Genomic DNA, 11,438 nt, shown 5'->3' on the forward strand with positions numbered 1-11,438 from the left:
TGGGTCAGTTAAACTTCCTAATATTGTCTCGACGTTATTAACATTATTATCTTCTGTTAAAAAGTCAATAACGTCGATCATTTATGGCTGAATATCTACTGCTAATACTTTTCATTCAGGTACCAACGGAGCGATTCGAAAGCTAAAATAACCAGTGCCTGCTCCAATATCTGCAACAGTTATGTAGGTCTTAAATTAAGAGCATCAATAACTACAGAAGGTGGCTCTTGGGATTCCCTGCTAGGGCGTTCCAGCCACAACATTTACTGATGTCCCATCACTTTAGCAATTTCTCGACCCATATAGAATTTGCCAATGCAATCTTTGCTATGAAAAGAGCGGATTTTATAGACTTCACTAGCATTGATGTTTGATTTTAGTTGCCGAGTATAGGTATAATTCGTTAGAATCAGTACTGGGATGAGTAAGACAGCGATCGCAGCTGCCAACAGATATTTCCTGAAATTTGCCATAAAAAATCGAACCACTGAAACTCCCCTATCTGATCAATTAGAAATTAACTATTTACAATTAACAAATTACTAAGGACTAGCAATAGAAAACCCCCGGCGAGTTGGTGGATTTTCTGCTAACTGCACCTTGAAAGTGACGCGATCGCTAATGTCACCGCTTTTTACCTCCAATGTCCAATCACCAGGACCCAGAGGCCAAAAGAAGGAATTGGATGAGTTGCTAGTTAGCTTTTCTCCATTCAACCACCACTCGACCGACTCAGACTTTAGCCCAGCCACCTTGAACTCTAGCCGTTGAACAGCACTGTTGCTATCTTGATCCGATTCAGTAGGGTATAGCATGTACAAATCCCCCTCCCGAGGAGACAAAATTTTTAGTTTCCCTGGCGCTAGATTTCCTTGCGGTTGTCTTGCTAACCACTCGTTGTACTCATCAGGTAAATTAACGATGTACTGGGGCGATTGCTGATTAGTTCCAACACTGGTCATCTGATAAAACGTATCGGATTGACGTTCGTAATCCTGGAGGTCGTCTGGATAGAAGTATTCCTGGACAACAGTTGGACAAGCAGGAGTGGGACGCAAACCGGAAAGGGCGCACACTGGACGTTGGACTAAACCGGGAGGAGCTTGAAACGGAGCAGGTTCTTGAGATTGATGCAGGTGTAACATAATCCGATGCCAGAGGGGAGCAGCACCAATCACCCCAGACACTTGTTCCATGGGCTCACCATTAAAATTACCTACCCAAGTGGCAACGGTATAGTTTTTGGTGAATCCCACAGTCCAAGTATCTCGGAAATTAGAAGAGGTGCCAGTTTTAACGGCAGCGGGAAAAGGTAAATTCAGTACTGAATCGACACCAAACCCCTGAGCACGAGCTTGAGGGTCACTCAGTATATCTGTTATTAATGCCCAGGTTGAAAGGGTTGAAAGTTCAAGGTTGGAATGTTTAAGGTTGGAATGTTTAAGGTTATTTGGTTGTTCGCCTTTGGCGTTCGAGTAGGGTAGCTTGAATAGTGGGCTTTGCTTACTTGCTCGATGATCTGACAATTGTTTACTTTCCTGTCTTCCCTGTCTTCGATAAACCGACAAATCATCCCTATTTGGCGAGGGGCTAGATAGCGTAGTGACAACGGATGTGGGTTGTCCAAGTCGTGCTAGGGTGAGGTAGGCGCGAGCTAGTTCCCAAAGACTAACTTCGCCACTACCTAGGGTTAATCCTAATCCATAATGTTCTGGAGACTGGGTTAGGTGTTCAAAGCCTAGTTGATGTAAGTGCAACAGAAAGTTTGATACTCCAACTTTTTCCAATACCCTAACTGCTGGGATATTAAGGGAATTGGCTAGAGCAACGCGAATGCGAACTGGTCCGAGGAAAGTTTCGCTGTAATCGGTGGGACTGTAGAGTCTAGCTCCGGGAATGGCGTAATAGGTAGGGATATCAGCTAAGACGGTGTTGGGACGAATAATGCGTTGCTCTAGGGCTAAGTGATATAAAAAAGGTTTGAGGGTGGAACCAGGTTGACGTAGGGCTTGGACTCCGTCATTGCGTCCTAATTCAGCTTCGGAAAAGTAATCGGGAGAGCCGACATAGGCGTATACTTCACCGGATTGATTCTCAATGACAATAGCAGCAGCGTGATGGACATTTTTAGGGGCAAGGTCGCGAACTACTTGCTGCACTTGGGCTTCAACAAATTCCTGTAGGGGACGGTCGATAGTAGTACGGATTTGGGAGGGATGCTCTGATGGTAATTGGTTGGCAACCAAAAATAAAAAGTGTGGTGCGGCAATTATTCCTTGCTGTCGAGGTAGTAGGGAAATGGCTTCCTCATAAGCTTGGTCTGCTTGAGTAGCGGTGATATAGCCATCCTCTACCATTCGCTTGAGCACATAGATTTGCCGCCGTTTGGCAGCATCCCAGTAATAATAAGGATTGAGATAATTAGGATTATTGGGTAGACCAGCTAATAGGCTGGCTTGAGCAACATTGAGTTCACTGGCGGGCATGCCAAAATAAATCCGAGCAGCAGCTTCTAAGCCATAGATATTGCCACCCATGGGGAGTCGGTTGATATAGGCTGCCAAGATTTCATCTTTACTCATCCCTGCTGCTAATCGCCAGGATAGCCAAATTTCTTGGAATTTGGCAGGTAGAGTGCGGGGGTTGGGTTCCAGCATCCGTGCCAGTTGCATGGTGATGGTGGAGGCACCACTGACAATGCGTTTCGCCTCAATGGCTTCAATTAGCGATCGCATAATTGCCCGCATCTCTAATGCCCCATGGTGATAAAACTCTCCATCTTCTGCGGCGAGAATAGCATGGATAAAGTGCGGGGAAATTTGCTCGAGAGGGACAACCGCAGTATGGTCTTGGTCTCGACTGAGGATTGTGCCTAGGGATAAACCATTGCGGTCACGAAATTCTACCGCTAGGTCATCCTGAACTAAATCTTTAGCACGAATGGGAGCAAGATAGGGAAGCGATCGCACCGTGATGCCAAGCAGCGCCAAGCCAAGGGCTAATTTTACAGCGCGCCGATGTTTGGGATTTAGCCTCAACCACATTTTCTGTTTGATGATGTTAATCGAATTTCTCATCAGGGAAACAATCTTGTGTAGCTCATTACTATGAGAACCGTTATAACCCACAGGACTTACGCATTTGCCCCCTAAATACCCCAATTATGGGGTACTTTGACATCATTACCCCCCAGAATTGGGGGGATAGGGGGGCGAAATAAACTTCACCGCGTAAGTCCTGACCCAATGGTTAGAGGAAGGCTGAGGTGGAAACCTGAGGTGATTAGAGCTTTGGTGACATACTCCCGACACTGCCCTAACGGGACAGTGCGGGCTTCTTGCCAACACCAGCTATTGCTTCGGTTGCTCGGCAAGCTTTACTTCTGACGGAATGCCCTACCGCCAAATTCAATACATTAATTGCCGCATTTACATCCCTGTCAGCCACGTAACCACAATGAGGACAAGAATGGATGCGGTCTTTTAATTTTTTTTGCACTTTTTTGCCACAATTAGAGCAATTTTTGCTAGTATTTCGGGGGTTCACCGCAACTGTAACCAACCCAGCATTTAAGGCCGTAGGCCACGCTACGCGAACGGCTTTGGTTGATAAGATAGACAAGAATTGTCCCCAACCAGCATCTAATATCGATTTAGCCAATTTGGTTTTGGCCAAACCTTTAATGTTGAGCTTCTCGTGAGCTACTAGGTCGTGATGGTCTAGTAGTTCTTTTGCGGTCTTGAAATGGAAGTCTTTTCTGGTATCAGCTACCTTTTTATGAGCTTTACCTAGTTTACTTACAGCCTTTTTTCTATTGTTGCTGCCTTTTTTTGACCTACTGACAGCTTTTTGGATTTTCTTGAGCCGTTTTTGAGCCTTTCGATAGTACTGAGGAATAGGAATCTCAGCCCCATCAGACTTCATCAGGAAAGACTTAAGACCCATATCTATGCCAATAGGATTAGTTACACTGTCGATCGGGATAATATCGGGAACAGAATCATCCTGAATGGACAGTGTGACATAGTAGCCGTCAGCTTTTCGAGTTATGGTAGCTGTTTTGATTTTGAATCCTTCTGGGATAGGTCTGTGATAAATAATCTTGACTTTTCCAAATTTTGGAAGAGTCAAGATGTTGCCATTTATAGGATTCTTGGATAGAGAAGGAAAAGTAAACGATTTATATCTGTTTTTACCTTTAAATCGAGGTCTTCCACTCTTTTTACCATTACTTTCTCCCTTAATAAATCGCTTAAAAGCCAGATCGACTCTCTTTACGCAATCTTGTAATACGTGAGCATGAATGTCACTATACCAAGGTCTATCTTTCTTTAGCTGAGGTAGAGTTTTCTTCTGGGAAAAGTAGTCAGGGTTATTTCTTAGATCTGGCAAATAACAAACAAGGGGACAAGAATTAATAGAACAGCGATTATGCTCAAACCAATTAAACCTGTCTGCCAACAAGTAGTTGTACTGGTGACGCAACATGTCCAGCCATTTCTCTGTTTTTGCAATTTGTGAATTTGTCAGTCTTAATCGGTATTGATATGCAGCTCTCATTTTTGTCCTCTTGCTTATCGACCTATTATTAATATAACATATGGATATCCATATGACCACCCAAAATACTGAAAAGATGAAAGATAAAAAGTTGATAGTCAGAGTGACTGAGTTTGAAAAACGACAATTAAAACAAGAAGCCGACAAGAGAGGGATGACCCCATCTGAATTGATTAGAAGTTTTATAGCTCGTCTCCCTGTTCCCCAGGATTCTTAGTTGGTGATTCCATTTCATTCCATCACCGGGCTATCCTTCCCGACGCCCACCTTTCAGGTAGGGCGCGGGGCTGTCGCCCAAAAGCTCAAATGGTTAAATCTAACAAACCATCGGAACGATTTTGCTGTATTTTTAAAGAACTGTTAAGAAAACCTTGAATTAAACATGGATTTAAGAGTACAATTGGCGGAATCTCTGGATGAAACAACCTGGGACTTACTGATTCCTCATGTTAAACGAGATGCAGTACTGGTGGTGAATGAGGGACTGGATTTGTTGGATGTTGGGGTAGCGATCGCAAACGATGATGTGCTATCTGTCCAACATTGGATCAGTGAGCAGCTAATGCACAAGCCTTTGCTTGAGCAACTCTCTAATTGGAACAGCAACCAGAACAAGCGGTTTCAGGCTCTGATTGTACAACCCTACGTACTGGTGCAAGAACTTTCAACAGACTTCACTTGATTAACCTTTTCGAGGCTTGCCCTAATTCAGCCCCTGTCTGACCTGTCATCAACCAAAACAAAGCCCTAGCCCCATCTCGCAAAGCTTTATCAAGGGGTTCAGGAGACTTTTCGGAAGGAACAGGTAACGGCTTGAGAACAATTCCTCTACTGCCAAGAACGATATCACCAATCAAGCGAGCACGGCGCATATGATAGTCAGAAGTAATCAAATAGACACTATCGATGTCCTGAGCTTCTAACTGATCCACTAACGTGGTAAAGTTAGTCACCGTATCTACCGCTTTGTAGTCTAGGTGGAGGCGACTGACCTCAATTCCTTCCCGGGTAAATAACCGTTGAGCATATCCCTTCGGGCTGCCGGAAGATACCCAAATTTGGAGGTCTGGGTGCTTTATGGCAAATTTGGCAGCATATCTCTCCCGCGCTTCAGATCCCCCTAAAACTAAGGCAACTTTTGGTTGCACTAAATAGCTTTCAATCCTTTTGTAACCAAACATCAGAGTAAGTGCTAAAACGAGTGTCACCCATGGTATTAATTTAGCTTTATAGTTAGGGGCTGATGAGTGGGAGTGAATCCTGAAAATCATAACTCGAATAGATGTCGAATAGATAGATGGCGTTGTTTAACTCAAAGCGCAAGTTCGCAGCTTTGTTCAGGGATTAGTCATTACTTGTTAATTGTTGATTGTTACTTGCTACTTTTTACTTGCTACTTGTTACTTGCTACTTTTTACTTGCTACTTGTTACTTGTTGATTGTTAATTGCTACTTGTTACTTGTTACTTGTTAATCAACAAAAACCAAAAAATTGAGAAAGATTTAGCAATCAAGCTTAGTCTTGGTCCTTGACCGGAAAAACTGATGAAGGAATTGTCAACGCTAGTTGATAGAGTTGACGTCGGGGGAGTTGAGTTAGCTTAGCTAACTGACGACTCGCTTGCGATCGCGATACTCCCTGAGCCATAATCTCTATCAATTGAGCTTCTAGTTCAGCTTTTGATAACATAGGCTTGTCTTGGGAAGCTCCACCAATTACTAGGGTAAACTCTCCCTTGGGTTCTAGCTTAGTAAAATGAGCGATCGCATCCCCAATAGTTCCCCGCCAAAACTCCTCATGCAATTTGGTTAATTCCCTAGCCAATACAATTCTACGATTTTCTCCCAAACAGTTTGCCAAATCTCGCAACGTATTAAGCACGCGGTGAGGCCCTTCATACAAAATCAACGTTCTTGGTTCCCCCTTGAGAGAGTCTAAACGTTTTTTTCGACTTTGACCCTTGGTGGGTAAAAAGCCTTCAAACACAAATCGATCTGTCGGTAATCCCGCAGCACTTAATGCCGTAATTCCAGCAGTAGCACCTGGTATGGGCACTACCGATATCCCCTCCTCAATAACAGCCTTCACTAATTTATAGCCAGGGTCAGAAATGCCTGGCATCCCAGCATCCGTCACCAACGCAATGGTATTTCCTTGACCCAGGCGATTCAACAACTCGGGTAAACGCTGGTCGTGATTGTGTTTGTGGTAACTCACTTGCGGCGTTTTAATTTGAAAATGCTGCAATAGCTTCCCGGTATGGCGCGTATCTTCCGCAGCAATCAAATCCACCGATTGCAGAATTTCCACTGCCCGAAACGTCATATCCTGCAAATTACCAATTGGTGTTCCCACCACATAAAGCATTCCCACTTGTCTTCTTCGCCATCCCTTACGTCTTTGCGGTTAATCAACAAATCACGGGCTCCTACCCCAACAGATGAAACAAGTCAGCCAGAATGGTATTGGAGAACAAAAACCCTTCCGGGTCAGTTAATCTCAACCGTCCCGCTACTGGTAACCTCTGACCATAGGTTAAATTAACCCTTTCGCCATTATCTCCCACAACCTCTACCCAGTTACAACCGTAGTATTGCAGCAAACCCGTCCAAATCTGTTCCAGAATTTTTTCCCCAAACCTCTGAGCTAGCATAGACAGACTCAACCCCTCTGCCAAGCGTAGACCTAGCATTAGGGTTTCTAACAACACATCCTCTGAAGTTGTGGGTGAGCCATCCGAAACCCCACCTGCTTGTACCAACTGTTCCACCCAAGCATAATACTCCCGCCTCGTGCGTGGTCTAGTGAACCGATATCCTTGAGTATAGCTAGCCGCACCCATGCCAAAACCGTAATAAGGGCGGTTTTCCCAATACACCCGATTGTGACGGCATTGATGACCAGGCAAGGCATAGTTAGAAATTTCATAATGTTCGTACCCCACACTAGTAAACAACTGCTGTGCTAAGCGGTACATCACGGCAGTGGTTTCATCAGTCGGTAAAGGCTTAGTTCCAGAGGTGTACTGGCGGCCAAAGGCAGTGACAGGCTCAAGGACTAGGTCATAGCTGGAAATGTGGGTAGGGGCAATCTTGACCGTTATTTCCAGAGACTTTTGCCATTGTTCTAAGGTTTGATCCGGTAGACCAGAGATTAAATCAAGACTAAATTCGGGAACCTCTACTTGATGGATCAGTTCGATCGCAGTGACTATATCTTTAGAGTCATGGGTACGGCCACAATTGCTCAATAATTTATCTTGAAATGCCTGAACCCCTAAGCTGACTCGATTGACCCCCAAATCTCGGTATCCCCTTAACTGATCCTTGGTGAAGGTTCCTGGATCCATCTCCATGGAAATCTCCGCATCAGCTGCAATTCCAAAGCGCCTGTCTAAGGTGTCTAGGATTTTTGCTAGTTGTTCAACTGCCAGCAGGGAGGGTGTTCCACCTCCAAAGAAAACTGTGTCTAAACTGCTTGTGGTCGGTGGAGTGATATTAATTTCCTGACATAACACCTCGACATACTGGTCAATCATGCTAGAGGTACCCTGTGTGGCGTTATCCCCTACCACAGAGACTGGAAAATCACAGTAATAGCATCGACGTCGGCAAAAGGGAATATGAACATAGGCGGCACTGACTCTTAAAGAATCGCAATCTTTCTCAGAATTATGTAATAAATTGACCACTGGCTTTTTACGGTAATACTTCAATCAGGTAAGCCAATCCGACCGTTGGGATGAACAGTTATTAATTAAATAAATTTTTTATTAGTTTTGTGATCATCTTTTGGCTAACCTCAATCTTCTCCGGAGCGAGATTCGCCCCTTAAGAAGAGTCAACAGTAGGAAACCTGTAACTCCCTTGAGCAGATAACTCCAGCGAATAGAATTGCCCAAGCTATCCCTCGGTTAGCCTAGGCAATTCAACGGTTTAATGAAGCTAAGTCGGATCAGAGAATACAGCGATGTAAACGATATACTAAATATAGTTGTTGACTATCAGGTTTACGACAGTTTATGCCATCGTTTAAAAAGTTTTCCTAAAAAAACAACTACAAAACCAATTGGAAAGGAAGGATGCTTGACTTCGTCATTATACTTTTATTTATCATAGCAGCAGCAAGCATAGGCTTCGACAGTGTGGAATTGCTACCCGGTCATGTGCAAGATCAAGTCAGCAATTTGACCGCTTTACGCTCGACTACTGCATGTTTTGGTGCCATTATCGGACTAGCACTAGGGTTAATGGCCCAAGTAACTTACCGTCGGGTAGAAGCCCAAGTGCGAAAAATGCCGATTGAGGTAATTTTGACCAGGGCTATTGGTCTTATCCTGGGACTGCTGTTAGCTAATTTGATGCTAGCGCCAATTTTCTTACTCCCCATCCCTTCGGAATTTTCCTTCATCAAACCCCTGACTGCCATTTTAGGAAGTGTGATGTTTTCGTTCTTGGGGGTTAGTCTAGCCGATACCCATGGTCGCACCTTCTTGCAGCTAATCAATCCTAATAGCTTGGAATCAGTTTTAGTGGCAGAAGGCACCCTCAAACCAGCCTCGAGTAAAGTTTTAGATACTAGCTGTATCATTGATGGTCGGATCGAAGCACTGCTTGAGACGGGTTTTATCGAAGGCCAAATTCTGGTTTCCCAGTTTGTCTTACTAGAATTGCAGCAACTTGCCGATGCTGCCAATGATCAGAAGCGCACTCGGGGACGGCGGGGGCTAGATATCCTAAATCGGATGCAAGCTGTTTACCCAGAACGCTTGGTGATCCATTCCGCTGATTACGATGACCTACAAACTGTAGATACCAAATTGGTACGTTTTGCCCAGGAAATTAATGGCACTCTTTTAACTAATGATTACAACTTGAGTAAAGTGGCTAAGCTCCAAAAGGTGCCAGTGTTGAATGTCAATGATTTAGCCCAAGCCGTGCGTCCTCTGTATCTACCGGGTGACATCCTAGAGCTGAAAATCCTTAAGGGCGGTAAAGAACCTACCCAGGGAGTTGGTTATCTAGATGATGGGACAATGGTAGTGGTAGAAGAAGGGTATAAACACATGGGTGTTGAACTGCCAGTCATTGTTACCTCAGCCTTGCAGACCTCAGCAGGTAGGATGATTTTTGCTCGACCTCAAGCTTCGGTGACGGTTTGATATTGGTGTTTTATAGGTTGTTCGCGTAGCGTGGCCAATAGGCCAAGGTTGAAGGTTGAAGGTTGAAGGTTGAAGGTTGAAGGTTGAAGGTTGAAGGTTGAAGGTTATCAATCCAGGTTTCAATTTTTAACGCTCTAATCTTCAACCTTGGCCTATTGGCCACGCTACGGAAACAACACTCTAACCGTCTAACCCTCTAACCTTCTAACCTTCTAACCTTCTAACCGTCTAACCTTCAACCTTCAACCGTCTAACCTTCTAACCTTCTAACCTAATGACTGATCCCATGCTTAGCCTATGCATGATTGTTAAAGATGAGGAAGAATCATTACCACAATGTTTGAATAGTGTCAAGAATGTAGTGGATGAGATGGTCGTCCTAGACACAGGTTCAACGGATCGGACGATTGAGGTGGCGCAAAGCTATGGCGCTAAAGTTGAACAGTTTGAATGGTGCAATGATTTTGCAGCTGCTCGCAATCAGGCGTTGAAGTATGTGCAAGGGGAATGGGTGCTGGTGTTGGATGCTGATGAAGTGTTGAAACCGGAAGTTGTACCGGAAATCAAGCAGGCTATCCAAAATAGTTCCTATCTAGTTATTAATCTAGTCCGGCAAGAAGTGGGTGCTACTCAATCTCCCTATTCTCTGGTGTCCCGTTTATTTCGCTATCACCCAGATATTCGCTTTTCTCGCCCCTATCATGCTATGGTTGATGATACTGTAGCGCAAGTGTTACAACGAGAACCCCAATGGCAGCTGGTGTCTCTATCCCAGGTGGGAATCTTACACTACGGTTATAGCCGTGATGCGATCGCATCACGCAATAAGTTGACTAGAGCCCTTACGGCGATGGAAGGCTATCTGGCTAGTCATCCGTTTGATGCTTATGTGTGTAGTAAACTCGGGGCGCTTTATATTCAAAATAATCAAGTAGACCAGGGTGTGGAGTTACTCAAGCGTGGTTTAACTAGCACTAAGCTAGAGCCAGCGGTATTATTTGAACTGCACTACCATCTGGGGAATGCTTATACTCGCCAAGGAGAGCTTAATTCAGGAGCAATACATTATCAACAGGCGATTCAACAACCGATTTTGCCCCAGTTGAAATTAGGAGCTTACAATAACTTGGGCAGTTTGTTGTTACAAGCAGGGGAGTTGAATCACGCCAAAACTGCTTATGAAATGGCTGTGAAGATAGACCCAAGTTTTGCCCTTGGACATAATAATCTGGGCATGACTTGGAAGGCTTTGGGTCAGATGGAAAATGCGATCGCATCCTATCAGCAAGCGATTCAACTCAACCCAGAGTATGGAGAGGCTTATCAAAACTTGGGAGTGGTTTGGCTGAAATTGGGCAAGGTTGATCAGAGTTTATCGGCATTTAAAAAAGCGATCGCACTTCACGAAACCCATAACCCGGCTGAAGCTCAGCGTCTTCGTCAGGGACTTTACGCTATGGGATTTCAGGTTTAATTTTATTAAGTATTAGGGAACAGGGAACAGCGGATCACCGGAACAGGGAACAGAGAAGTCGGAAGTGGGAAGAGGGAAAAAATCCTGTTTAGCTCATAGTTATGAAAAATGCTGTATAAGCCTGTCTTCATTTAAATGGGCTCCCTTTAACCTTTAAGTCTCTTCAAAAACTACTCCCTACTCCCTATTTTAAGATTTAACTTAGCTTACTAGTTACTGAAGAAGCCGTAATCGTTAATTTC

12 protein-coding genes are annotated in these 11,438 nt (G+C 44.3%); 4 read left to right on the forward strand and 8 right to left on the reverse strand.

Annotated elements, in window-relative coordinates:
- Nucleotides 1–263: 263 nt before the first annotated feature.
- The 3 genes from F6J94_RS21615 to F6J94_RS21625 form a co-directional block, all read right to left on the reverse strand.
- Nucleotides 264–488: a hypothetical protein gene (locus F6J94_RS21615; protein WP_293044034.1), complete on the reverse strand. Its 225-nt coding sequence runs from the start codon at nucleotides 486–488 to the stop codon at nucleotides 264–266.
- Nucleotides 489–542: 54 nt separating this feature from the next.
- Complete coding sequence (locus tag F6J94_RS21620; protein ID WP_293044048.1) at nucleotides 543–3,044, reverse strand: transglycosylase domain-containing protein; 2,502 nt, start codon at nucleotides 3,042–3,044, stop codon at nucleotides 543–545.
- 271 nt (nucleotides 3,045–3,315) lie between these two features.
- Nucleotides 3,316–4,560, reverse strand: coding sequence for a transposase (locus F6J94_RS21625; RefSeq protein ID WP_293044036.1), 1,245 nt, complete (start codon nucleotides 4,558–4,560; stop codon nucleotides 3,316–3,318).
- Between the two features lie 76 nt (nucleotides 4,561–4,636).
- Between F6J94_RS21625 and F6J94_RS21630 the strand changes: the two genes are divergently transcribed.
- Complete coding sequence (locus tag F6J94_RS21630; RefSeq protein WP_293044038.1) at nucleotides 4,637–4,777, forward strand: CopG family transcriptional regulator; 141 nt, start codon at nucleotides 4,637–4,639, stop codon at nucleotides 4,775–4,777.
- Nucleotides 4,778–4,942: 165 nt separating this feature from the next.
- Complete coding sequence (locus F6J94_RS21635; RefSeq protein WP_075904108.1) at nucleotides 4,943–5,242, forward strand: DUF2288 domain-containing protein; 300 nt, start codon at nucleotides 4,943–4,945, stop codon at nucleotides 5,240–5,242.
- On the opposite strand, the gene F6J94_RS21640 is transcribed toward F6J94_RS21635, so the two are convergent.
- From F6J94_RS21640 to hemW, 3 genes are all read right to left on the reverse strand, one after another.
- Nucleotides 5,235–5,831: a YdcF family protein gene (locus F6J94_RS21640; protein WP_293022055.1), complete on the reverse strand. Its 597-nt coding sequence runs from the start codon at nucleotides 5,829–5,831 to the stop codon at nucleotides 5,235–5,237. The two genes, F6J94_RS21635 and F6J94_RS21640, sit on opposite strands and share 8 nt — an antisense overlap.
- 245 nt (nucleotides 5,832–6,076) lie before the next feature.
- A complete protein-coding gene (gene rsmI / locus F6J94_RS21645; protein WP_293044040.1) occupies nucleotides 6,077–6,928 on the reverse strand; it encodes a 16S rRNA (cytidine(1402)-2'-O)-methyltransferase in 852 nt (283 codons plus the stop codon).
- Nucleotides 6,929–6,989: 61 nt separating this feature from the next.
- Complete coding sequence (gene hemW / locus F6J94_RS21650; RefSeq protein ID WP_293044042.1) at nucleotides 6,990–8,252, reverse strand: radical SAM family heme chaperone HemW; 1,263 nt, start codon at nucleotides 8,250–8,252, stop codon at nucleotides 6,990–6,992.
- Between the two features lie 390 nt (nucleotides 8,253–8,642).
- Between hemW and F6J94_RS21655 the strand changes: the two genes are divergently transcribed.
- Nucleotides 8,643–9,722, forward strand: coding sequence for a PIN/TRAM domain-containing protein (locus F6J94_RS21655; protein WP_293022060.1), 1,080 nt, complete (start codon nucleotides 8,643–8,645; stop codon nucleotides 9,720–9,722).
- A gap of 10 nt (nucleotides 9,723–9,732) precedes the next feature.
- Here F6J94_RS21655 and F6J94_RS21660 read toward each other — a convergent pair whose 3' ends face one another.
- Nucleotides 9,733–9,885, reverse strand: a complete 153-nt coding sequence (locus tag F6J94_RS21660; RefSeq protein WP_293044044.1) for a hypothetical protein — start codon at nucleotides 9,883–9,885, stop codon at nucleotides 9,733–9,735.
- A 111-nt stretch (nucleotides 9,886–9,996) separates the two neighbouring features.
- Between F6J94_RS21660 and F6J94_RS21665 the strand changes: the two genes are divergently transcribed.
- Entirely contained in the window at nucleotides 9,997–11,196 is a 1,200-nt protein-coding gene (locus tag F6J94_RS21665) for a tetratricopeptide repeat protein (protein WP_367142253.1), read from the forward strand.
- A 5-nt stretch (nucleotides 11,197–11,201) separates the two neighbouring features.
- On the opposite strand, the gene F6J94_RS21670 is transcribed toward F6J94_RS21665, so the two are convergent.
- Complete coding sequence (locus F6J94_RS21670; RefSeq protein ID WP_293044046.1) at nucleotides 11,202–11,327, reverse strand: hypothetical protein; 126 nt, start codon at nucleotides 11,325–11,327, stop codon at nucleotides 11,202–11,204.
- Between the last annotated feature and the right edge of the window lie 111 nt (nucleotides 11,328–11,438).

It is taken from the genome of Moorena sp. SIO1F2 (assembly GCF_010672755.1).
In the GTDB taxonomy this organism is placed as follows: domain Bacteria; phylum Cyanobacteriota; class Cyanobacteriia; order Cyanobacteriales; family Coleofasciculaceae; genus Moorena.